Below are 22106 nucleotides of genomic sequence, written 5' to 3' on the forward strand. Positions count from 1 at the left end.
CGGCGCCGGAACCCGGGCCCGGAGCCCGGCGTTGGCGGGGCTATGCGGATCCATGTCATCGAGTGCGGCTCCATGCGCCCCTTCGGCGGGCGGCTCTGGGACGGCACAACGCCCGGCATAGGCCCTGCGCATCTGGCCTGCCGCTGCCTCCTGGTGGAGACGGAGGAAGGGCTGGTGTTGGTGGACACTGGCTTCGGCCTGGACGACGTGAACCGCCCCGTGCCCCGGCTGAGCCGGACCTTCCTCGTCGCCGACCGCATCCACCTCGAGGCGGACGAGACCGCCATCTCCCGCCTGCGGGCGCTGGGCTTCAACCCCCGCGACGTGCGCCACATCGTCATAACGCACCTCGACTTCGACCACGCCGGCGGCCTGACGGACTTCCCCGGCGCGCGCGTCCACGTCTCGGCCGAGGAGGCGGCGGCGGCCCGCCGCAGGACCACGCCGAAGGCCCGCGGCCGCTACCGCCCGGCCCAGCTCGCTCATCCCATGCGGGAGTACGACGCGCCCGGCGAGCCCTGGTTCGGCCTTCCCACCCTGCGCGGGCTGGACGGGTTGCCGGAGGGGATCTTCCTCGTCCCGCTGCCCGGTCACACGGCTGGTCACTGCGGCGTGGCGCTCGACACGGGCCATGGCTGGGTGCTGCACGCCGGAGACGCCGTGTTCATGCACGCGGAGCTGGACGAGCCGCCGCGCATGCCGCCGCTCGCCTCGGCCTACGCCAACTTCATGCAGGTGGACCGCGACGCCCGGCTGGAGAGCCGGGACCGTCTGCGCGCTCTGGCGCGGGACCATGGGGAGGAGGTGACGATCCTCTGCACCCACGACCCCGTCCTTCCGCCCCGGGTGCTGCAACCCGGGCCCGGGCAGCGGATCCTGACCCTGGGCTAGTCCTGCTGGAGGGCGGCGACGCCCGGCAGGGTCTTGCCCTCCAGCCACTCCAGGAAGGCGCCGCCGGCGGTGGAGACGTAGGTCATCCGCTCCGCCACCCCGGCGTGGCGCAGGGCGGCCACCGTGTCGCCGCCGCCGCCGATGGACTTCAGCCCGGCGGACTGGGTCAGCCCCGCCACGCTCTCGGCCACGGCCACGGTCGCCGCGTCGAAAGGCGGCGTCTCGAAGGCGCCGAGCGGGCCGTTCCAGACGAGCGTGGAGGCCTTGCGCAGCCGGTCCTCGATCGCGTCCACCGTCTCCGGCCCCACGTCGAGCGCCATCATGTCGGAGGGCACGGAATCAACCGTCACGGTGCGGGTGGCCGGGTGCGCCTTGAACTCGGCGGCGACGACCAGGTCGCGCGGCAGCAGGATCTCGCAATTGCCGGCCTTGGCGTCGTTCAGGATCTGCAGCGCCGTGGCGTGCATCTCCGCCTCCTGCAGCGACCTGCCCATGCCGTAGCCCTGGGCCGCCAGGAAGGTGTTGGCCATGGCGCCGCCGATGACGAGCACGTCCACCTTCTTGGACAGGTTGCCCAGCAGGTCCAGCTTGGTGGAGACCTTGGCCCCGCCGACGATGGCGACCACGGGGCGGGAAGGGGAGCCCAGCGCCGCCTGCAACGCCTCCAGCTCCGCCTGCATCAGCCGGCCGGCATAGGAGGGCAGCAGCTTCGCCACGCCCTCGGTGGAGGAGTGGGCGCGGTGGGCGGCGGAAAAGGCGTCGTTCACGTAGGCGTCGCCGAGCTTCGCCAGCGCGGCGGACAGCGCCGGGTCGTTCTTTTCCTCGCCGGCGTGGTAGCGCGTGTTCTCCAGCAGGAGCACGTCGCCATTGGCCATCCCTGCCACCGCCGCCCCGGCCTCCGGGCCGACGCAGTCATCGGCGAAGCCCACGGGCTTGCCGATTACGGAGGAGAGCGCCTCGGCCAGCGGCCGCAACGACATCTCCGGCACGCGCTGGCCCTTAGGCCGGTCGAAGTGGCTGAGGATGATTACCTTCGCGCCCTTGTCCGACAGCTCCTTGATCGTCGGGAGGAGGCGCTCGATCCGCGTGCGGTCGGTGATGGCGCCGTCCCGCACCGGCACGTTCAGGTCCGCGCGCAGCAGCACGCGCTTCCCGTTGGCGTCGAGGTCGTCGAGGGTGCGGAAGGCGGCCATGGGCGTTGTCCTGGAAATCCGGTCTTAGAAACGGGCGGGGGCGCCGAAGCGCCGCAGCAGAACCGAAGCGGGGGCGCCGAAGCGCCCCCGCAGGTCGATCAGAGCGTGCCGAGAAGGGCCGCGGTGTCGCTCATGCGGTTCGAGAAGCCCCACTCGTTGTCGTACCAAGACATCACGCGGACCAGCCCGCCATCCACCACCTGCGTCTGGGTGGCGTCGAAGGTGGAGGAGTGGCTGTCGTGGTTGAAGTCGATGGAGACCAGCGGCGCCGTGTTGTAGCCGAGGATGCCCTTCAGCTCGGCGCTCTCGGACGCCTCCTTCATGGCGGCGTTGATCGCCTCCTTCGTCAGCCCCTCGGTCCGGGCCGGGACGAAGTCCAGGGAGACGAGGGAGACGTTCGGGGTCGGGATGCGGATGGCGGTGCCGTCCAGCTTGCCCTTCAGCTCCGGCAGCACGAGGCCCACGGCCTTCGCCGCGCCCGTGGAGGTCGGGATGGCCGAGACCGCCGCCGCGCGGGCGCGGTGCAGGTCCTTGTGCAGCGTGTCCACCGTGTTCTGGTCGCCGGTGTAGGCGTGGATGGTGACCATGTAGCCGCGCAGGATGCCGAACTTCTCGTGCAGCACCTTCGCGATGGGCGCGAGGCAGTTAGTGGTGCAGGAGGCGTTGGAGACGATCTTATGCTCGGGCTTCAGCGCCTTGTGGTTCACGCCGTAGACGATCGTCGCCTGGGCGGAGGCGTCGGCATAGGTCTCGCCCCAGGTCACGGGGGCGGAGACGAGCACCTTGCGCGCGCCGGACTGCAGCAGCAGCTCGGCCTTCGCCGTGTCGGTGAAGATGCCCGTGCACTCGGCGGCGACGTCCACGCCCTGCCAGGGGAGCTTGGTCGGGTCGCGCTCGGCGGTGACCTTGATCGGCTTGTGGGTCTTGCCGTGGACGGTGATGATCAGGCTGTCACCCTCGACGCGCACCTCGCCGGGGAAGCGGCCATGGACGGAGTCGAAGCGGAAGAGGTGCGCGTTCGCCTCGACGGAGCCGAGGTCGTTGATGTGGGTGAACTCCACGTCGTCGCGGCCGCTCTCCATCGCCGCGCGGAGAACCAGGCGGCCGATGCGCCCGAAGCCGTTGATGCCAACCTTGACCGCCATGTTCTTTCCTCTTCTTCCGTCCGTGTCGTTCTAGTTCACGCGGCGCTTCACGGCCGCCACCACGACGTCCGCGGTGATGCCGAAGTGCTTGTAGAGCTCGTCCGCCGGCGCGCTGGCGCCGAATCCGGTCATGCCGACGAAGATGCCATCGGGGCCGAGCCAGCGCGACCACCCGAATTCCAGTGCCGCCTCGATACCCACCCGGGGCGCCGTGCCGAGGATCGTCTCCTGGTAGGTCGGGTCCTGCAGCGCGAAGAGCTCCCAGCAGGGCATGGAGACCACCGTGGTGGGGATCCCCGCCTCCTCCAGCATCTCCCGCGCCTGGACGGCTAGGGACACCTCGGACCCAGTGGCGATCAGCGTGGCCCGCCGCTCGCCGGAGGCCTCGGCGAGCACGTAGCCGCCGCGCGCCGTGTGGTTCTCCCCGGCCTCGCTCCGCAGCGTCGGCAGGTTCTGGCGGGAGAGGGCCAGCACGCTCGGGCCATCCGCGCGCTTCACCGCCAATTCCCAGGCCTCGGCCGTTTCCACCACGTCAGCGGGCCGAAAGACATGGAGGTTCGGGATGGCGCGCAGCGCCGCCAGGGTCTCCACCGGCTGGTGGGTCGGCCCGTCCTCGCCGAGGCCGATGCTGTCATGGGTCAGCACGTGGATCACCCGCTGGCGCATCAGCGCGGCCAGCCGGATGGCCGGGCGCATGTAGTCGGAGAAGACCAGGAAGGTGCCGGAATAGGGGATGATGCCGCCGTGCAGCGCCATCCCGTTCATGGCCGCGGCCATGCCGTGCTCGCGGATCCCCCAGTGGACGAAGCGCCCGCCGAAGTTCTCGGCGTTCAGCGCCGGCACGCCCTTCACGTTCGTGTTGTTGGAGCCGGTGAGGTCGGCCGAGCCGCCGATCATCTCCGGCACGGCCGGCACCAGCGCCTCCAGGGCCTTCTGGCCGGAGATGCGGGTGGCGATCTTCGGCTTCTCGGCCACCGCCCTGGCCTTCCACTCGGCGATGGGATCGTCCCAGCGCTCCGGCAGCTTGCCCGCCATGGCGCGCTCGAAATCGGCGCGCTGCGGGTGCTTCGCCAGCCGCTTGAGCCAGGACCGGCGCGTGCCGCCGCCGCGGCTGCCGGCCTTCTCCCACTCCGCCCGGATGTCGTCCGGCACCTCGAAGGGGCCGCCCTCCCACCCCAGGGCCGCCTTGGCCGCCGCGGCCTCCTCCGGACCCAGCGGGGCGCCGTGGCTGCCCGCCGTGCCCGCCTTCTTCGGCGCGGAGAAGCCGATGATGGTGCGGCAGGCGATCAGGGTGGGCTTGCGGGACTTGGTGGCCGCGTTCAGCGCCGCCGCGATCGCCTCGTGGTCGTGCCCGTCCACGCGGCGCACGGCCCAGCCATAGGCGCGGAACCGGGCCAGCGTGTCCTCGGAGACGGAGATCGCCGTGTCGCCGTCGATCGAGATGTGGTTGTCGTCCCAGAGGACGGTCAGCTTGCCGAGCTGGAAATGCGCCGCCAGCGAGGCCGCCTCGTGGGAAATTCCCTCCTGCAGGTCGCCGTCGGAAGCGATAACCCAGGTGCGGTGGTCCACGAGGCTCTTGCCGAACCGGGCCGCAAGGTGCCGCTCCGCCATGGCCATGCCGACGGCGGTGGAGATGCCCTGGCCCAGCGGGCCCGTGGTGGTCTCGATGCCCGGGTGCTCATGCACCTCCGGATGGCCGGCCGCGGGGGAGTGGAGCTGGCGGAAGCGGCGCAGCTCCTCCACCCCCATGCCGGCATGGCCGGACAGGTGCAGCCAAGCATAGAGCAGCATGGAGCCGTGGCCGGCGGAAAGGACGAAGCGGTCCCGGTCCGGCCAGCGCGGGTCGGCCGCGTCGTGCTTCAGGAAGCGGGTGAAAAGAACGGTGGCGGCATCGGCCATGCCCATGGGCATGCCGGGATGGCCGGACTTGGCGGCCTCCACCCCATCGATCGCGAGCGCCCGGATGGCGTCCGCCATCCGGCGCGCGGGCGTCACGGGCCGTGCCAGGATCGCGTCCTGCGCGACGAGCGCGGGGCTTCGCTCGGGTGTGGAAGGCTGCCGGTCGGGTTCCGTGGTGGCCAAGTCGGGGGTCCTCCGGCGGCGTTGCCGGACGGGCAGGGGGGCGCCCGCCGGCTCCTCGCCACCCCTCGCTCGCGGCCAGGGCGTCCAACCGGGCGTGATCCGGCGGCGGGCTCGCGACAGGGGGTCGCGACAGGGGGGGCGTCGCGGCCGCTATAGAGGCGGGCCGGGCCGATGCCAACCCTGCCTCCCGGATCGGGCCGGGCGGGGCGCGGGCCGGGCGTGCTTGCGGGCAGGCATCGATTTCTCGTAGGCCGGCACGACCGAAGCTGCCATAATGCCTCACCGCGTGAGAAAAACTCTCGCGCTGATCCAAAATGGTGCCATCGCGTCGGCAGAACAGCGGGATTTGAACATTGATGCCTCCGGAAGAGGCTCCCATGCGCCGGCTGCGGCGGATGGTGGCGCTGGGCTCCGGCTTGCTCCTCGCCTCCGTCCTGGCGGCAGCCCTGGCCCTGATCTCCCTGCCGGCCGCGATGGCGGCCGCGGCGCTGGCCGGTCTCGTCCTGCTGCTCGCGGGCGGCGTTCTCGTCACCCTTCTTGCGACCTGGCCGCGGCTCCGGCGGGCGGCCCTGCTGCGGGAGGCAGTGGACCGCACCGCCGTGCGCTACGCCGTCTTCGCGCGGGACCGCACGCTGCTGGACCGCAGCCCCGGCTATGACCTGCCGGGCGTGGACCCGCGCCCGGTGCCCGCCGGCACGAAGCTGGACGACCTGCTGGCCGCCGCCCAGGGCCGGGGCCCGGACGCCTCCCTCGCCGTGGCCCAGCAGATCGTCGAGCACGAGGACGACGCCCGCTCGGAGTACGACCGCGCCCTGCCGGACGGCCGCACCCTGCAGGTGAGCAAGCGGCGCCTCTCCGGCGGGGAGGTGGCGCGCTTCGCGCTCGACGTCACCGGCTCCCGCGCGCGGGACCTGCGCGCGCGCGCCATCCATGAGAGCGTGCCGGCCGCGATCTGGCACCTCGACCCCACCGGGCGCACCATCGCCGGGAATGGCCGGCTCGCCGACCTCTTCGGCGGCAGGCTCCCGGCGGGGCTGGCGGATTCCGGGCTGCAACAGCTCGGCCAGCCGGGGGAGGGACCCTTCGGCCTGCCGCCCGGGCGGGAGGTGGAAGGGCTGCTTCCCGCGCGCGGCCGCGTGCCGGAGCGCCGGGTCATCGTGGTCGCCTCGCCCTGGCTCCCGGGGGAGTCCGGCGGCTCGCAGGCGGTGCTGATGCTGCTGGACGTCACCCGGCTGCACGCCGCCCAGGCCCAGGCGCTGCACTTCGCCTGGCACGACCCCCTGACCGGGCTGCCCAACCGCTTCCGCTTCCAGCAGGCCCTCGCCGAGCTCGCCGCCTCGCCGGATGGCGGGTCCCTCCTCGTCCTAGATCTCGCCGGGCTCAGGGCGGTGAACGATTCGCTCGGCCAGGGGGCCGGGGACGCGGTGCTGCGGGAAGCGGCGCGACGGCTGCGCGAGGGGCTTCGGCCGAGGGACGGCGTGTTCCGCCTCGGCGGGGACGAGTTCGCTCTCACCGCCGTCGGCATACGCACCCCCCACGCCGCGGGAGCCATCGCGGGGCGGATCCAGCGCTCCCTCGCCGCCCCCTTCGAGTTCAACGGCGGGTCCCTGCCGCTGCGGGCCAGCATCGGCCATGCCTGCCTGCCGGAGGACGCGGCGGATGCGGACGGCCTGCACCGGGCGGCGGCCCTGGCCCTGGCGCAGGCGAAGCGGGCCGGCAACGGCGCCGTCGTCGCCTATGATCCGGCCCTCGGCGAGCGCGTGGCCCGCCGGCTGGCCATGCGGCAGAGGCTCGCGGCCGCCATCGCGGCCGGCGGGTTCCAGCTGGCCTGGCAGCCCCAGGTCGATGCCCGGACCGGCTCGCTGCGCGGGGCGGAGGCGCTGATCCGCTGGCCGCTCGGGTCCGGCGGCGTTGTTTCCCCAGCCGACTTCCTCCCGGAGGCCGAGGCAATGGGGCTGATGCCGGAGATCGACGCCTGGGTGCTGAACGAGGCGCTGCGCCAGAAGGCTGCGTGGCGCGCCGCCGGAACGGGGCCGGAGATCGTGGGCGTGAACATCTCCCCGGTCACGCTGCGGGATCAGGAGTTTCCGGCGCGGGTGCAGGCGGCCCTCGCCCTCTACGGGGTGCCGCCGGAAGAGCTGGAGGTGGAGATCCCCGAGGACGTGGCGGCGCGGGACCTGGACGCCATCGCCCCCGTGCTGCACGAACTGATCGCGGACGGGGTGCGGCTCTCGCTCGACGATTTCGGCGGCGGCCGGTCCGCCCTGGCCCATCTCCTGCGCCTGCCGGTGGACCAGGTGAAGCTGGACCGCAGCATCGTCGCCGGCCTTCCCGGAGGGGCGCGGGAAAGGGCGATCCTGCGCGCCGTCGCCACCCTGGCGCGGGGGATGGAGATTCCCCTCCTCGCCGAGGGAGTGGAGACGGAGGCCCAGCGCGAGGCCCTGCTGGCCGAGGGATGCACGGTCATGCAGGGCTGGCTCTTCGGCCGGGCCGTGCCGGCGGGCGAGCTGATGGCCCGCTAGGGCCGTCTCCTCTCGCCCCGGCTCACCCCAGCCGCTCCGGCCTTTCCCTCGCGGAGCCGACCCGCCCGTTCCGGTGACCCTCGCCGGGCGGGACCGTCTCCAGCGCCGGCTGCCACCGCTTCAGAGCTGCCGGTTGGCCCGGGCCAGCACCGCCTCGAACAGCACCTGGCAGCCATCCGCCGCCGCCTCCGGCAGGATGCTCTCCGCCTCGTTGTGGGAGAGGCCGTCCTTGCAGGGGGTGAAGATCATCGCCGTGGGCACCCGGCGGGCAACGTAGATCGCGTCGTGCCCCGCGCCGGAGATGATCTCCCGCGCCGGCAGGCCCAGCCGGGCGGCGGCGTCCCGCACCAGCCCGACAAGGTCCGGGTCGAAAGGCTGGGCGGGAATACGGAACAGCTCGTGCAGGTCCAGGGAGAGGCCGAGGGCCGCCGCGATCTCCCCCGCCCGGCGCGGGAAGCCTTCCGCCAGGGCCTCGATCTCCTCGCCCGAGGGGTGACGGAACTCCACGGAGAAGCGCACCTCGCCCGGCACCACGTTGCAGGAGTTGGGAAAGACCTGCAGGCGGCCCACCGTGCCGCGCCCGTCCTCGCCGCGCTCGCGCATCAGGGCGTCCACCAGCTCCACGATCCGGGCGGCGCCGAGCAGCGCGTCGCGCCGGGCCGAGGGCGGGGTGGTGCCGGCGTGGGAGTCCTGGCCGGTGAGCACCGCGTCGTACCAGACCTGTGCCTGCCCGCCGGTCACGATGCCGATGCGCTTCCCCTCCCGCTCGAGGATCGGGCCCTGCTCGATGTGCAGCTCGAAGTAGGAATCCGCCTCGAAGGGCCGGGCGGGCTCCGGGCCCCGGTAGCCGATCCCCTCCAGCGCCTCGACCACCGAGGTGCCCTCCAAGTCCTTCAGCGCGTAGGTCGCGTCGCGGTCGTAGACCCCGGCCCAGACGCCGCTGCCCATGAGGGAGTGGCCGAAGCGGCTGCCCTCCTCGTCCGTCCAGTTGATGAGCTCCAGCGGCGCCTCGGTCTCGATGTTGAGGTCTTGCAGCGTCCGCATCACCTCCAGCCCGGCGATCACGCCGAGCGCGCCGTCGAACTTGCCCCCCGTGGGCTGGCTGTCCAGGTGGCTGCCGAGGAGGACGGGCCTTCGGCCCGGGTCGCGTCCGGGACGGCGGGCGAACATGTTGCCGATCTCATCCACGCGCACCGTCAGCCCGGCGGCCTCGCACCAGCCGCGGAACCTGTCGCGGCCCGCGCGGTCCACCTCCGTCAGGGTCAGGCGCTTCACGCCGCCCTTCGGCGTCGCGCCGATCTCCGCCATGCCCATCAGCGCGTCCCAGAGGCGGCGGCCGTCGATGCGCTGGTTGGTACCGGACATGCCCGCTCTCCCGTGATGGCTTCCCGATGAATGCGGCGGGCGGGAAGGGCAGGCAAGGGCCCGGCCGGCCGCATCTCCCGCTCCGGCCACGGCAGCGCCGAAACGAGCGACGCCCCGCCTTGCAGTCCGGCCGTGACGGCGCGACCCTGCCCCCCGCACGGCCGGAAGACCTGACCATGGCGCACGCGCTCCCCTCCGCCCCACCCATCCTCCGCAACAGCGCGCTGGACGCGCCGGAGATCCGGCAGGCGCGGATCGACCTTGCCGCCTGCTTCCGCATGGCGGCGCGGCTGGGGCTGCAGGAGGGGATCTGCAACCACCTGTCCGCCCTCGTCCCCGGCCGGCCGGACCTGATGCTCGTGAACCCCTATGGCTGGGCCTTCGGGGAGATCACCGCCTCCCGCCTCCTCGTCTGCGACTTCGAGGGACACGTCCTGGCCGGGGAGGGGGTTCCGGAGGCGACCGCCTTCTACATCCACGCCCGGCTGCACATGCGCCACCCCCGCGCCGTGGCGGCCTTCCACACCCACATGCCGAATGCCACGGCGCTCTCGATGCTGGAGGGCCCGCCGCTGGTCTGGGCCGGGCAGACCGCGCTGAAGTTCTACGGCCGCACCGCCGTGGACGAGGAGTACAACGGCCTCGCGCTCGACGAGGCGGAGGGGGACCGGATCGCGGCGGTGATGGGGGAGGCCGACATCGCCTTCCTGAAGAACCACGGCGTGATGGTCGTCGGCCCCTCCATCGCCGAGGCCTGGGACGACCTCTACTACCTGGAGCGCGCGGCGGAGGTGCAGCGCCTGGCCTTCTCCACCAACCGCCCCCTCAAGCCCGTGGCGAAGGACGTGGCGGAGCGCACCTACGCCCAGATGCGCGAAGGCGACCGCGAGAGCGCGCGGCTGCACTTGGAGAGCGTGAAGCGCATCCTCGCGCGCGAGGAGCCGGGCTATCTCGACTAGCGCCCCGGTTAGCGCCCCCGCACCGGCCGTCGCGCTGCCCGGCCAGGACCCGGGCGCGCGGCGCTTCGGGCTGCTCTGCCTCGGCGTCACGGCGCTGGGATGGGGGCTGAACTGGCCGGTGCTGAAGTTCCTGCTCTCCGAGATGCCGCCGCTGACGGCGCGCGGCTTCGCGGGGCTGCTGGCCTCCCTGGCCCTGGCCGGTTTCGCCCTCTCGCGCGGGCTGCCGCTCCTTGTCCCCGGCCGGAAATGGCCCGCGCTGCTCGTCGCCTCCCTCCTGAACGTCACGGCCTGGATGGGGCTGGCGACGATGGGGCTGCGCTACCTCGGCGCGGGGGAGGGGGCGATGATCTGCTACACCATGCCGGCCTGGACCGCGCTCGCCGCCTGGCCCGTGCTGGGCGAGCGTCCCTCCGCCTCGCGCGTCCTCGCGCTGCTCCTCGGCATGGGCGGCGTGGCGCTGCTCGTCACCGGGAACGGCGTCTCGCTCGACACCGCGAAGATGCCGGGCGTGGCCATGATCCTCGGCGGCGCCGTGCTTTTCGCGCTGGGAACGGTGTGGTTCAAGCGGCACCCGCTGGGGCTGCACCCAGTCGCCTCGGTGGCGTGGCAGGTGGGGCTGGGATGCCTGCCCATGGCGCTCCTCGGGCCCTTCCTCGAGAGCTTTGACGCCTCGCAGGTCTCCCAGGCGGGCTGGGCGGCCTTTCTCTACATGGCGGCGCTGCCGCTCTGCCTCTGCTACCTCGCCTGGTTCGCGGCCCTGGCCGCCCTGCCGGCGGGGGTGGCGGCGATCGGCACCCTCGCGGTGCCGCTGATCGGCGTGCTGTCCGCCGCCACCTTCCTGAACGAACCCTTCGGCCCGCGGCAGGCGGCCGCCCTGGCGCTGACGATGTCGGGCATCGTCCTCGCAGTCCGCACCGGGGCCCGCCGCGGCTAGCCTGCGGCCGGCTTCCGCAGCCGGTAGCCCAGCGCCTCCGCCGAGTGCGCCCGCGCCACCGTCGCGGCGCCCGCGAGGTCCGCGATGCTGCGGGCCACGCGCAGGGCGCGGGTGAAGCCGCGGCTGGAGAGGGCCAGCCGCTCCGCCGCGCTCTCAGCCAGGGACAGCGCCTCGGGCGCGAAGCCGTCGCGGATGGCCTCCACGGGCGCCTCGGCGTTGGTGGCGATCCCGATCCCGGCGTAGCGCGCCCGCTGCACGGCGCGGGCGGCTGCCACCCGCGCCGCGACCGCGGCGCTCGCCTCCCCGGCGGGGGCACGGGCCAGCTCGCGCGGCGGGATGGGCTGCACCTCAATCGTCAGGTCGATCCGGTCCAGCAGGGGGCCGGAGAGCTTGGACTGGTAGCCCTCGCCGCAGCGCGGCGCCTGCCCGCACTCCCGCGCTGCGTCGCCCAGGTAGCCGCAACGGCAGGGGTTCATCGCCGCCACGAGCTGGACGCGCGCGGGGTAGGAGACGTGGGCATTGGCGCGGGCCACCGTCACGCGGCCCGTCTCCAGCGGCTGGCGCAGGGCCTCCAGCGCGGGGCGCGGGAACTCGGGCAGCTCGTCGAGGAACAGCACGCCGCGATGGGCGAGGCTGATCTCCCCCGGCCGCGCCTTCGGGCCGCCTCCGGTCAGCGCGGCCTGTGAGGCGGAATGGTGCGGGTCCCGGAAGGGCGGGCGGGCGCTGATCCGGCCGCCCTCCAGCCCGCCGGCGACGGAACGAATGAGGCTGGCCTCCAGCGCCTCGTAGGGGCTGAGGTCGGGCAGGATCCCCGGCAGGCGCGCTGCCAGCATCGACTTCCCCGAACCGGGCGGACCGACCATCAGGAGGTGGTGGTTGCCGGCCGCCGCGATCTCAAGCGCCCGCTTCGCGCTCTCCTGCCCGCGCACCTCGGAGAGGCAGGGGCCGCGCGCCTCACCGGCCAAAGGCGCGGCCGGCGCAGGGGGCGCCAGCACCTGCCGGCCCTGGAAGTGGGCGATGAGGGCGCGCAGGTCCGGCGCGGCGACGGCCTCCGTCATCCCGGCCCAGCACGCCTCGGCGCCCTGCGCGGCGGGGCAGACCAGGCCGAGCTCCCGCTCCCCGCAGGCCAGCGCCGCGGGCAGCACGCCGGCCACGGGCTGGATGCTGCCGTCCAGCGCCAGCTCCCCCATGGCGGCGAAATGGGCCAGCTCGTCCGCGGGGATCACGCCCATCGCGGCCAGCAGGCCGAGCGCCATCGGCAGGTCGAAGTGGCTGCCCTCCTTCGGCAGGTCGGCCGGGGCGAGGTTCACCAGAATGCGCTTCGGTGGAAGCGAGAGGCCGAGGCCGGAGAGCACAGCCCGCACCCGCTCCCGGCTCTCCACCACGGCCTTGTTGGCGAGGCCGACCACGGTGAAGGCGGGCAGCCCGGCGGAGAGCTGCACCTGCACCTCCACCGGAACCGCCTCGACGCCCTGGAGGGAGAAGGTGGTGACGCGGGCGAGACTCACCCGCGCCAGCTTCCCAGGAACCGCGCGAGGAGGGTGCCGATGACCTCCACGTTGTAGCCGCCCTCCTGGATGATGGCGGTGGGCAGGCGCAGCGCGGAGATCGCCTCCGCCGCGCGGGCGAAGCCCCTCTCCGTCACGCGCAGCGCGGCCAGCGGCTCGTGCTCCGAGGCGTCGAAGCCGAGGGAGACGACCAGCGCCTCCGCCCCGAAGGCGTGGATGCGCGCGATGCCGGCCGCCACGGCCTCCAGCCAGGCCTCGTCGGCGGTGCCGAAGGGCTGCGGCAGGTTCAGATTGCACCCATCGCCGTCGCCCGCGCCCGTCTCCGAGGCGTGGCCGACGAACCAGGGATAGTAGCGGTCCGGATCGGCGTGGACAGAAACGGTCAGCACGTCGCCGCGCGTCCAGAAGATGCCCTGTGTGCCGTTGCCGTGGTGGCTGTCGATGTCGAGCGTCGCCACGCGGCGCGCCCCGGCGTCGCGCAGCGCCTGCACGGCGAGCGAGGCGTTGTTGACGAAGCAGTGGCCCCCCGCGCGCGCCGCGTAGGCATGATGCCCGGGGGGGCGGCAGAGCGCGTAGGCGGTGCCGCCGTTCGATGCGACCCCGGCCGCGGCCAGGGCGCAGCCGGCGGCGCCCAGCGCGGCCTCCCAGGTGCCCGGACCCACGGGGCAGGCCGTGTCGGCCGTGTACCATCCGGCCCTGCCGACGGCCTGCGTCGAGGGCCGGGCGCCCTGGGCCAGCATCTCCGGCGAGGGATGGATGTTCGCCACGATCTCCTCGCCGGCGCCGGGCGCGGCCGCCCATTCCGCCGGCCCGTCGCGCAGCCAGTCCAGGTAGTCGGGGGCGTGGACCGCCTCCAGCGCCGCGCGCGAGGGCAGGGCGGGCACGGCGGGCACGATGCCCAGGGTCCTCAGCCCGTCCCGGAGCGCCGCCGCGCGGGCCGGCACCTCGAAATTCGGCCGAAGCACCCCGCGCTGAAGGAAGAACCGCGGCGCATGCGCCGATTCCGCGGGGTGGTCGAAGGCTTGCATCGCCCGACCCTATGGGTGCCCCGGACTCTTGTCCACGCGGCGGCCCCCATGCCTCGACACGCGGTGCGGAAGGCGTAGCCTGCGCGCCCTCACGACTTCCAGGACGGCTCCATGATCCCTCTCGACCCCGGTGCGAAGCGCGCGATCCTGGAGGCGGTGGCCGCCCTGGAAGGGGCAGCGGTCGACCGCCTCTCGGACCTCGTGCGCTGCGAGTCCACGCTGGGGAAGGAGGCGGGCGCCCTCGACCTGATGGCGCAGAACTATGAGTCGCTCGGCCTCGCCCCCCGCCGAATTCCCACGGACCCGGACGCGCTGCGCGAGCATCCCGGCTTCTCCCCGCCGCTCATCTCCTATGCCGGGCGCGACAACGTGGCGGCCATCCACACGCCCCGTGAGGTGAGGGGCCGCAGCCTCGCGCTGCAGGGCCATGTCGACGTGGTGCCGGAAGGCGCGGCCGACCTCTGGATCACCCCGCCCTACGAGCCCTCCGTGCGGGACGGCCGCATGTACGGGCGCGGCGCCGGCGACATGAAGGCGGGCATCGTCTCCTACCTCACCGCCTTCCAGGCGCTGAAGCTGGCCGGGCTTCAGCCCGCCGCCCCCGTGCAGATGCAGGCGGTGATCGAGGAGGAGTGCAGCGGCAACGGGGCGCTGGCCACGATGCTCGCCATGCCCAGGACCGACGCGGTGGTGATCCCCGAGCCCGGTCCGGGCATGGCCGCGATGTACTCGGCCGAGGTCGGCGTGGTCTGGGCCTGGGTGACGGTGACCGGCCGCCCGACCCATGTGCGGGACATGCACGCGGGCATCAACGCCATCGAGGGCGCGATGCGGATCGCGGCGCGGTTCAAGGACTACGAGAACGAGCGCAACCGCGCCGAGAACGTCCACGCCGCCTTCCGCGGCGTGAACCACCCCGTGAACGTCAACCTCGGCACGGTGGAGGGCGGGGAGTGGAACTCCTCCGTCCCCACCCGCGCACGGATCGGGCTGCGGGTCGGCGTCATGCTCGGCTACTCGGCGGCGCAGACCAAGGCGGACATTGAGCGGATCGTGGCGGAGGCGGCGGCCGATCCGGGGCTGCGCGGCACGCAGGTGAAGCTGGAATTTAAGGGCTTCATGGCCGATGCCTGCGCCTTCGACATGGAGAGCGAGATCGCCCGGCTGGCCCAGCGCGCCTACGCCGAGGCGAGCGGGAGCGAGCTGCGCCACTACCCCGCCACCGGTCTGACGGATGGCCGCTTCTTCACCCTCTACCAGGACACGCCGGTCGCCTGCTTCGGGCCGGAGGCGCAGGAGATCCACGGCATCGACGAGAGCGTCTCCCTCTCCTCCATGCACGACATCACCCGCAGCATCGCCCTGCTGATGGCCGAGTGGTGCGGGGTGGAGAAGGCGGCATGAGCAACCTGCCCCTCTCCGGCGCGCGGCTCTGGGACTCGCTGATGGAGATGGCGCGGATCGGCGCCACCCCGAAGGGCGGCTGCAACCGCCAGACCCTGACACCGCTGGACGGGGAGGGCCGCGCCTTGCTGGCGCGCTGGGGTGCGGAGGTCGGGCTGACGCTGACCACCGACCGGCTGGGCAACATGGCCCTGCTGCGCCCCGGCCGCGATCCCTCCCGCAAGCCCGTTGCCATGGGCAGTCACCTCGACACCCAGCCCACGGGCGGGAAGTTCGACGGCGTGCTCGGCGTATTGGCGGGGCTGGAGGTGATGCGCGCCCTGCACGAGTCCGGCGCGGAGACGGAGGCGCCCCTTCTCCTCCTCAACTGGACGAACGAGGAGGGCGCCCGCTTCTCCCCGCCCATGATGGGCAGCGGCGCCGCGATCGGCGCCTTCACCGAGGCGGAGGTGCTGGACAAGCGCGACCCGGAGGGCGTCCGCTTCGGGGACGCGCTGGAGGCAATCGGGTGGAAGGGCGAGGCGGACCCCGCGGCGCTGCGCGACCTGGAGGCCTATTTCGAGCTGCACATCGAGCAGGGCCCCGTCCTGGAGCGGGAGGGGCTGGATGTCGGAATCGTCACCCACGCCCTGGCGCAGCAATGGTTCGACGTGACAGTGACGGGCGAGGATTCCCATGCCGGCGGGACCATGGCGCACCGGCGCGATTCGCTTGTCGCGGCCTCGGTTCTGATCCAGGCGCTGGAGGCCATCGCGCTGGGCTCCGGGGGCGACGCCCGCGCCACCGTGGGCCGGATCGCGGTGGAGCCCTCCAGCCGCAACGTCGTCCCCTCCGTCACCCGTTTCAGCGTGGACCTGCGCCACGGCGACGAAGCGGCGCTGGAGGCCATGGCGGCCGCGCTGCGGGGGAAGGCGGCGGAGGTGTCCGCCTCCCGCGGCGTCACCGTCGATGTCGCCGCCTTCTGGACCTCGCCCCAGACCCCCTTCGATCCCACCCTGGCGCAGCGCCTGCGCGATGCGGCGACGGCCCGCGGCATCCCTTTCCGCGACATGCCCACGGGGATCGGGCATGATGCCGTCTATGTCGCGCGCCAGGTGCCCACGGTGATGATCTTCTGCCCCTGCCACGGCGGCATCAGCCACAACGAGGCCGAGAGCATCACGCCGGAATGGGCGGAGGCCGGGCTGGTGGTGATGGCGGACGCCGTGCTGGCCACCGCCGGCCTGGTGCGGGGCTAGGCCGGTGCGGATCGCGGTCGGCGGCTTCCAGCACGAGAGCCACTCCTTCGCCCCGGTGCCCACGCGCTGGGACGACTTCCTCAACCCCGGCGGCTGGCCGACACCCCAGCGCGGCGGCGGGCTGGTGGACAACCTGCGGGGCACGGGCGTGCCCGCCGCCGGCGCCATCCAGGCGGCCGAGCGCAGCGGCATCGAGATCGTGCCCCTGGCCTGGGCCTTCGCGAACCCCGCCGGCCCGGTGCAGGCCGAGGCCTTCGAGCGCGTCTGCGCCTTTATCCTGTCCGAGCTGTCCGACGCGCTGGCGAGGGGGCCGCTGGACGGCATCTACCTCGACCTGCACGGCGCCATGGTGGCCGAGGAGTTTCCGGACGCCGAGGGCGAGCTGCTGCGCCGCGTCCGCGCCCTCGCGGGGCCGGAGATCCCCATCGCCTGCAGCCTGGACCCGCACTGCAACCTCACCGCCGAGATGGTCGGGCGGGCCGACGCGCTCGCCCCGTACCGCACCTACCCGCACGTGGACATGAAGCAGGCCGGCGCCCGCGCGATCCGCCTGCTGGTGGAGCGGATGAAGCGCGGCCGCCCCTTCGCGCGCGCCTACCGCCAGGCCGATTTCTGGCTGCCCATCACCAGCCAGTGCACCCTGGTTCCGCCGATGAGCGAGGTCTATGCGGAGCGCGAGCGGATCGCGACGCGCCACGGCGTCTCGGAGCTCGCCTTCTGCTTCGGCTTCCCCTACGCCGACTTCCCGGGTTGCGGCATGGCCGTGGCCGCCTTCGCGTCGGATCAGGGCGCGGCGGATGCGGCCGCGGACGAGTTCCTGGCGCTGCTGAACCGCCGGGAGCGCGACTTCGCCGGCGAGATCCTGCCCGCCGAGCGCGCGGTGGCCGAGGCGATCAAGGTCAACGCCTCCCGCCCCGTGGTCATCGCCGATACGCAGGACAATCCCGGCGGCGGCGGCCATGGCGACACCACCGGCCTGCTGGCGGAACTGGTCCGGCAGAACGCCCGCAAGGCCGTGGTCGGCTCCATCAACGACCCGGAGAGCGCGGCCGCCTGCCACAGGGCAGGGGAGGGGGCGACGGTCTCCCTCAAGCTCGGCGGCAGGAGCGACGGGTCGCCGCTGGAGGTAACGGCGCGCGTGCTGCGCCTCTCCAACGGCCGCTTCACCTGCACGGGCGCCATGGCGGGCGGCAACCCCGCCGATCTCGGGCCCACGGCGCTGATCGCCATCGGCGGCGTGCGCGCCATCGTCACCAGCCGGAAGATGCAGGCCTACGACCTGGCCCTGTTCCGCCACATCGGGGTGGAACCGGCGCAGGAGGGGATCGTCGTGGTCAAATCCTCGGTTCACTTCCGGGCGGACTTCCAGCCGCTCGCTGAACGCGTCATTGTCGCCGCAGCACCCGGCCCGGTTGTGGCGGACCCCGCCACGCTCCCCTTCCGCCACCTCCGCCCGGGTCTCCGCCTGCGCCCCGGCGCCAACGAGGTGACGCCCAGGAGGTGAAACGATGAATCCGATGTTCAGCCACGTGATGGTCGGCGCGAAGGACCTCGAGGCGCTGGAGCGCTTCTACGACGCGGTGCTGCTGCCGCTGGGGCTGGAGCGCAGCCCGGACTGGTCGGAGGGGCCGCGCGGATTCGGTTATCGTGCCCCCGGCACGCGCCACCCCACCTTCGACGTGCAGGAGCCCTTCGATGGGAACCCGCCGGGCCATGGCAACGGCAACATGGTGGCCTTCATGGCGCCCAGCCGCGAGGCGGTGGACGCGGCTCACGCCGCCGCCCTGGCCCATGGCGGCACGGATGAGGGGGCGCCGGGCCTGCGAACCCGCTACGACCCGCACTACTACGGCGCCTACATGCGCGACCCCGAGGGCAACAAGCTCCACGTCGTCCACCACGGCCCGTGAAGCCGGGCGGATGAGCGCCCGCGTCGCCCGTCTCGAGTGCCTGCCCACCGGCTTCGCCGCGCTGCGCGACGCCGCGCTGGCCGAGGGCTGGCGCATGCTTCAGGTGCTGGAGGAGGACTGGAACGGCGGCACGCTGCGGTTCGAGCGCCCGGGGGAGGGCCTGTTCGCTGCCTGGCGGCGCGATGCGCTGGCCGGGATCGTCGGCCTCAGCCTCGATCCCTATGCGGGGGATGCGGGCACGGCCCGCTTGCGCCGCCTCTACGTCGCCTCGGCCCATCGCGGCCGCGGCGTCGGCCGGTCCCTGGTGGAGGCCGCGGCCGGGGCGGCCGCGGAGCACGGGTTCCGGCTCCTCCGCGTGCGCTCGCCCGCCGGGGCGCGCGGCTTCTACGAGGCCTGCGGCTTCGTGCCGGCCGTGCTGCGCTCCGCGACCCACATCCGGCCGCTCTGAGCGCCTACATGCGCGCGGCGGTCTCGCCCAGCGTCCGTACCGCGTCCTTTGCCCTCGCCAGCTCGCGCCCGCACTCGCCCACGCGGCGGTGCCACCCATGCACGCTGGCCTGCAGCCGCGCGGTGCTGTCGCGCAGCTCGTAGAGGCTCTCGCGGAAGCTGTTCATCGCGTCCCGCTGCGCGTCCTGCGACACGGCGAGAAGGCGAAGGGCGGATTCCAGCCGCTCCACGGGGTTGCGGTTCAGGGGAAGGATCTCGGCCATGCCGGGCGCTCCGGAAGAAGGTAACCGGAGGCTTAACGCGGCGCGGGCGGCGCTCGCACCTTCATTCTGCGTTAACCAAATTCACTTCTGCACCCCGGAAACGGAGGCGGCCCGCCGGGATCTCCCCGACGGGCCGCGCCACATCGGCCGGGGTGGCTACTTCACCTCGGTCCGGGCCACCACTTGGCCGGCGGAGGACTGCGCGGACACCGCGCCCGGCAGCACCGCCGCCACCTTCGCCGGCATCGCCGCGATCAGCGCCATGGAGACGGCCGCCGCGTAGGGGATGGACTGCACCAGCAGGATGACGGTCCAGAGGACCGCCTCCCAGGTGCCGCCGCGATGCGCCAGCGTCACGCCGGCGGCGGCCAGCCACAACAGCAGCATGAACACCGCCTCCTGCCGGGCCGTCATGAGCCCCTGCACCAGCGCCGGCGCGTTCTCCATCTTCGGCGTGCGGGCGAAGTGAGCCCGCTTTTTCCAGAAGCCCTGCCACACCGCCTTGCCAATGGTGTGGGATAGCGCGAGCCCGCCCAGCGCCGCGCCCAGCCGGTCCATGGGGCTGCAGGAGACGCGGGCGCGGTAGAGCAGCCAGATCTGCGCGAACTTGAAGGCGAACAGCGCGAGGCTGGGGATCATGAAAAGGGTGATCGGGAACTCGTCCGAGAGGCCGACGGAGACCAGGGCGGTGCGCAGACCCTCCGTCGCGACCTCGTGGCCGAAGATCTCTACCGTCTTGTGGATGCGTGTCAGCGGGATGAGCGTCAGGCCCACGGACCAGACCAGCCCGCCCACCACGAAGGCCAGCCCCAGCGCGTCGCCCAGCCAGGGGAACCAGCCCATGACGAAGTGGAAGCGCTGGCCCTGGGTCAGGCTGCGGTCGAACGGGTTGAGCAGCGCCTTCCAGTGGTGCTTCACGATCTGCACCGCGCCGAAGGCCCAGCGGTGCCGCTGCTTGCGGTAGGCGGAGAAGTCGTCCGGCATCACGCCGCGGCCCATGGAGTCCGGGCAGTACACCGCCTCCCAGCCCTGGCGCATCAGCTTCAGGCCGAGCTCGCTGTCCTCGCAGATGCACCACTCCGCCCAGCCGCCGGCCCCTTCCAGCGCGGACTTGCGGATCAGCGTCATCGTGCCGTGCTGGATGATGGCGTTGCGCTCGTTGCGCGTGACCATGCCCGCCTTGAAGAAGCCGGCGTACTCCCAGAACATCAGGCGCTTGAACAGGCCGCCATTCCCGTCGCGGTAGTCCTGCGGGCTCTGCGTGAAGCCCACCTCCGGGCGGTTGAAGAAGGGCGCCATGCGGCGCAGCCAGTCCGGGCGCACCAGGTAGTCGCTGTCGATCACGCCGACCACCGCGGCGTCCGGCGCCGTCTCGCGCAGGGCGAAGTTCAGGGCGCCGCCCTTGAAGCCCGGCCACTTCCCGAGGTGGTAGAAGCGGAACCGGGCGCCCAGCCGCGCGCAGTGCTCGGCCACCGGCTCCCACAGCGCCGGGTCGGTCGTGTTGTTGTCGATGACCAGGACCTCGAAGTCCGGGTAGTCTAGCTCCGCCAGGGCATCGAGCGTCTCGCGCACCATGTGCGGCGGCTCGTTGCAGATCGGCAGGTGGATGGAGACCTTCGGCAGCGCGGTGCCATCAGGTGCGGGCAGCGCGGGCCAGCGGCGCTTGGAGACGCGGCCGAACAGGGTCTCGGCCAGCTCGAAGCCGTCCGACAGCAGCAGGCCCAGCAGCAGCACCTGCCCGAAGACCAGCAGCGACCAGACCACGCCGGCCGTGGCGGACATGTAGGTCTCACTCATCGCCAGCACGACGAGGGTGCCCAGCGCCACGAAGCCCTGGGACAGCCCGGCCAGCATCAGCTTGCCCTGCCAGCGGATATCGGGGCGGCGCGCCAGGAAGAAGAAGGTGGCGAGCGAGGCGATGAGGCTCGCGCCCAGTGCCCAGTTGAACCAGGCCGGCGTCTCCTGCACGGAACCCACCAGCGGCCACTTCCCGCGGCGATCCAGGTCGAACATGCCCCAGTGCCCGGCGGCACGTCCCTCGAAAGACACCTTCCAGGGCTGGTCGAAGGCCTCCATCACGAAGTAGTCCAGGCCGCGCCCCTCGGCGATGTTGAAGAAGCTGCGCAGGAACAGGGCCTGGTTCACGCGGCTGGCGCGGGCGGCGCCCTGGGCCACGCCGTCGCTGGGCCAGCCCACCTCGCCGATCACCACCTTCTTGCCGGGGAAGCGCGCCTGCACGGCGTCGAACTTCTCCATGATGAAGCGCAGCGCGTCATCCACCGGCAGCCCTTCCCAGTAGGGGAGGAGGTGGATAGTGATGTAGTCCACCGCGTCGCCGAGCTCCGGGTGGTCCATCCAGACGTGCCAGGGTTCGGCGGTGGAGACGGGCTGGCGGACCTGCCGGCGCACCTGCTGGACGTAGCCCACCATCTGCGCCGGGGTGACATCGCCGCGCAGCACCGCCTCGTTGCCGACGAGGACGCGCTCAACGTTCCGGCTCTCTCGCGCGATCTGGATCAGGCGGCGGAGCTCGGCCGCGTTCCGGTCCAGCCGGCGATCCAGCCAGGAGCCGAGGGTGATCTTCAGGTCCAGCCCGGTCGACCAGGCGATATCGGGGATCCGCTCCATCCCGCCATGGGCGGAGTAGGTACGGATGTGCCGGGTCAGCGGCGCCACCCGGCGCAGGTCCGATTCGATCTGCTCCGGCGTCGGCGTCGGGCCGCCTTCCGCCCCCTGGCCGCGCTGGTAGGGGGCGAAGGCCAGGCCGTTCACCTGGCCGCGGAAGTCCGGCATGGCCACCGGGCGGTTCATGGCCCACCAGGCACCGAGATGGGCGGCCGCGACCAGGGCCAGCACCACCAGCGTCACGCCGTGCCGGGCCAGGAAGCCGGGGCGGGCGGGGGCGGGGCTGGAGAGGGCTTCTGGGTTGCGGGGAAGGCGCGGGGCAACGTGCGCGGTCATCGCGTCAGGGCTCCGGCGCGGGGCACCCGGCCACCGCCCGGCCGATCCGGGCTGAAATGGTCCTGGCGCCTGATGCGCTCCGTTGCATCAAACCCCCTGGCTGCGGCGCCCTTCCGGCCCAATCTGGGCAAGATTGCGGCGCAACAAACCGTGTCGGCCCGTCTCGGGCGTTGCGACTCGCCCCCGTCATTCGGTCAATCCGGCCGGTGGGGCTAAACAGCCCTCCCGCCACGACGAACGGCCCAGAAGGATCCTC

General features: G+C 72.9%; 17 protein-coding genes. 9 read left to right on the top strand and 8 right to left on the bottom strand.

Going from position 1 to position 22106, the window contains the following annotated elements; genetic code table 11:
• Positions 1 to 42 precede the first annotated feature (42 nt).
• On the top strand, positions 43 to 891 hold the full coding sequence (locus tag VQH23_RS20575) for an MBL fold metallo-hydrolase (protein ID WP_338662537.1): 849 nt from the start codon (positions 43 to 45) through the stop codon (positions 889 to 891).
• Here the strand turns inward: VQH23_RS20575 and VQH23_RS20580 are convergent.
• The 3 genes from VQH23_RS20580 to tkt all read right to left on the bottom strand — a co-directional run bounded on the left by VQH23_RS20580 (position 888) and on the right by tkt (position 5206).
• Positions 888 to 2084 carry a phosphoglycerate kinase gene (locus tag VQH23_RS20580; RefSeq protein WP_338662538.1) on the bottom strand — a complete coding sequence of 399 codons (1197 nt, stop codon included), beginning with the start codon at positions 2082 to 2084 and terminating at the stop codon, positions 888 to 890. The two genes, VQH23_RS20575 and VQH23_RS20580, sit on opposite strands and share 4 nt — an antisense overlap.
• A 98-nt stretch (positions 2085 to 2182) precedes the next feature.
• Positions 2183 to 3229 (bottom strand): type I glyceraldehyde-3-phosphate dehydrogenase, encoded by a 1047-nt coding sequence (gap, locus tag VQH23_RS20585; RefSeq protein WP_338662539.1) that lies wholly within the window; start codon positions 3227 to 3229, stop codon positions 2183 to 2185.
• A gap of 30 nt (positions 3230 to 3259) precedes the next feature.
• Complete coding sequence (gene tkt / locus VQH23_RS20590; RefSeq protein ID WP_338666136.1) at positions 3260 to 5206, bottom strand: transketolase; 1947 nt, start codon at positions 5204 to 5206, stop codon at positions 3260 to 3262.
• Between the two features lie 482 nt (positions 5207 to 5688).
• Between tkt and VQH23_RS20595 the strand changes: the two genes are divergently transcribed.
• A complete protein-coding gene (locus VQH23_RS20595; protein WP_338662540.1) occupies positions 5689 to 7833 on the top strand; it encodes an EAL domain-containing protein in 2145 nt (714 codons plus the stop codon).
• 120 nt (positions 7834 to 7953) lie between these two features.
• Here VQH23_RS20595 and VQH23_RS20600 read toward each other — a convergent pair whose 3' ends face one another.
• Entirely contained in the window at positions 7954 to 9198 is a 1245-nt protein-coding gene (locus VQH23_RS20600; protein ID WP_338662541.1) for a Zn-dependent hydrolase, read from the bottom strand.
• A gap of 176 nt (positions 9199 to 9374) precedes the next feature.
• Between VQH23_RS20600 and VQH23_RS20605 the strand changes: the two genes are divergently transcribed.
• Positions 9375 to 10157 carry an aldolase gene (locus VQH23_RS20605; protein ID WP_338662542.1) on the top strand — a complete coding sequence of 261 codons (783 nt, stop codon included), beginning with the start codon at positions 9375 to 9377 and terminating at the stop codon, positions 10155 to 10157.
• Between the two features lie 70 nt (positions 10158 to 10227).
• Positions 10228 to 11091 carry a DMT family transporter gene (locus tag VQH23_RS20610; protein WP_338666137.1) on the top strand — a complete coding sequence of 288 codons (864 nt, stop codon included), beginning with the start codon at positions 10228 to 10230 and terminating at the stop codon, positions 11089 to 11091.
• Here the strand turns inward: VQH23_RS20610 and VQH23_RS20615 are convergent.
• Together VQH23_RS20615 and VQH23_RS20620 are read right to left on the bottom strand one after the other, a co-directional pair.
• On the bottom strand, positions 11088 to 12599 hold the full coding sequence (locus VQH23_RS20615; protein ID WP_338662543.1) for a YifB family Mg chelatase-like AAA ATPase: 1512 nt from the start codon (positions 12597 to 12599) through the stop codon (positions 11088 to 11090). The genes VQH23_RS20610 and VQH23_RS20615 overlap by 4 nt on opposite strands.
• Positions 12596 to 13627: a histone deacetylase family protein gene (locus tag VQH23_RS20620; protein WP_338662544.1), complete on the bottom strand. Its 1032-nt coding sequence runs from the start codon at positions 13625 to 13627 to the stop codon at positions 12596 to 12598. Before VQH23_RS20620 ends, VQH23_RS20615 begins: the two co-directional genes overlap by 4 nt.
• Before the next feature lie 111 nt (positions 13628 to 13738).
• On the opposite strand from VQH23_RS20620, the gene VQH23_RS20625 reads away from it, so the two are divergent.
• Genes VQH23_RS20625 through VQH23_RS20645 form a run of 5 tightly spaced genes read left to right on the top strand, consistent with a single transcriptional unit; the run spans position 13739 to position 18627 of the window.
• Positions 13739 to 15031 carry an ArgE/DapE family deacylase gene (locus VQH23_RS20625; RefSeq protein WP_338662545.1) on the top strand — a complete coding sequence of 431 codons (1293 nt, stop codon included), beginning with the start codon at positions 13739 to 13741 and terminating at the stop codon, positions 15029 to 15031.
• Positions 15028 to 16269 (top strand): Zn-dependent hydrolase, encoded by a 1242-nt coding sequence (locus tag VQH23_RS20630; protein ID WP_338662546.1) that lies wholly within the window; start codon positions 15028 to 15030, stop codon positions 16267 to 16269. The genes VQH23_RS20625 and VQH23_RS20630 overlap by 4 nt, the downstream gene beginning before the upstream one ends.
• A gap of 4 nt (positions 16270 to 16273) precedes the next feature.
• Positions 16274 to 17773: a M81 family metallopeptidase gene (locus tag VQH23_RS20635; protein WP_338662547.1), complete on the top strand. Its 1500-nt coding sequence runs from the start codon at positions 16274 to 16276 to the stop codon at positions 17771 to 17773.
• Positions 17774 to 17777: 4 nt separating this feature from the next.
• The gene (locus VQH23_RS20640; protein WP_338662548.1) at positions 17778 to 18179 is read left to right on the top strand and encodes a VOC family protein; all 402 of its coding nucleotides are present in this window, start codon (positions 17778 to 17780) and stop codon (positions 18177 to 18179) included.
• A gap of 10 nt (positions 18180 to 18189) precedes the next feature.
• Positions 18190 to 18627 (top strand): GNAT family N-acetyltransferase, encoded by a 438-nt coding sequence (locus tag VQH23_RS20645; protein ID WP_338662549.1) that lies wholly within the window; start codon positions 18190 to 18192, stop codon positions 18625 to 18627.
• Between the two features lie 4 nt (positions 18628 to 18631).
• Here VQH23_RS20645 and VQH23_RS20650 read toward each other — a convergent pair whose 3' ends face one another.
• A complete protein-coding gene (locus VQH23_RS20650) occupies positions 18632 to 18889 on the bottom strand; it encodes a hypothetical protein (protein WP_338662550.1) in 258 nt (85 codons plus the stop codon).
• Between the two features lie 156 nt (positions 18890 to 19045).
• Positions 19046 to 21850, bottom strand: a complete 2805-nt coding sequence (locus VQH23_RS20655) for a glycosyltransferase (RefSeq protein WP_338662551.1) — start codon at positions 21848 to 21850, stop codon at positions 19046 to 19048.
• Positions 21851 to 22106: the final 256 nt, after the last annotated feature.

It is taken from the genome of Pararoseomonas sp. SCSIO 73927 (genome assembly GCF_037040815.1).
In the GTDB taxonomy this organism is placed as follows: domain Bacteria; phylum Pseudomonadota; class Alphaproteobacteria; order Acetobacterales; family Acetobacteraceae; genus Roseomonas.

What these genes read in the sequence shown, in the direction of transcription:
- VQH23_RS20650 (WP_338662550.1), bottom strand. Translation starts at nt 18,889, where the DNA reads ATGGCCGAGATCCTTCCCCTGAACCGCAACCCCGTGGAGCGGCTGGAA.
- VQH23_RS20595 (WP_338662540.1), top strand. Translation starts at nt 5,689, where the DNA reads ATGCGCCGGCTGCGGCGGATGGTGGCGCTGGGCTCCGGCTTGCTCCTC.
- VQH23_RS20645 (WP_338662549.1), top strand. Translation starts at nt 18,190, where the DNA reads ATGAGCGCCCGCGTCGCCCGTCTCGAGTGCCTGCCCACCGGCTTCGCC.
- VQH23_RS20655 (WP_338662551.1), bottom strand. Translation starts at nt 21,850, where the DNA reads ATGACCGCGCACGTTGCCCCGCGCCTTCCCCGCAACCCAGAAGCCCTC.
- VQH23_RS20605 (WP_338662542.1), top strand. Translation starts at nt 9,375, where the DNA reads ATGGCGCACGCGCTCCCCTCCGCCCCACCCATCCTCCGCAACAGCGCG.
- gap (WP_338662539.1), bottom strand. Translation starts at nt 3,229, where the DNA reads ATGGCGGTCAAGGTTGGCATCAACGGCTTCGGGCGCATCGGCCGCCTG.
- tkt (WP_338666136.1), bottom strand. Translation starts at nt 5,206, where the DNA reads ATGGCGGACGCCATCCGGGCGCTCGCGATCGATGGGGTGGAGGCCGCC.
- VQH23_RS20580 (WP_338662538.1), bottom strand. Translation starts at nt 2,084, where the DNA reads ATGGCCGCCTTCCGCACCCTCGACGACCTCGACGCCAACGGGAAGCGC.
- VQH23_RS20640 (WP_338662548.1), top strand. Translation starts at nt 17,778, where the DNA reads ATGAATCCGATGTTCAGCCACGTGATGGTCGGCGCGAAGGACCTCGAG.
- VQH23_RS20600 (WP_338662541.1), bottom strand. Translation starts at nt 9,198, where the DNA reads ATGTCCGGTACCAACCAGCGCATCGACGGCCGCCGCCTCTGGGACGCG.
- VQH23_RS20630 (WP_338662546.1), top strand. Translation starts at nt 15,028, where the DNA reads ATGAGCAACCTGCCCCTCTCCGGCGCGCGGCTCTGGGACTCGCTGATG.
- VQH23_RS20575 (WP_338662537.1), top strand. Translation starts at nt 43, where the DNA reads ATGCGGATCCATGTCATCGAGTGCGGCTCCATGCGCCCCTTCGGCGGG.
- VQH23_RS20620 (WP_338662544.1), bottom strand. Translation starts at nt 13,627, where the DNA reads ATGCAAGCCTTCGACCACCCCGCGGAATCGGCGCATGCGCCGCGGTTC.
- VQH23_RS20625 (WP_338662545.1), top strand. Translation starts at nt 13,739, where the DNA reads ATGATCCCTCTCGACCCCGGTGCGAAGCGCGCGATCCTGGAGGCGGTG.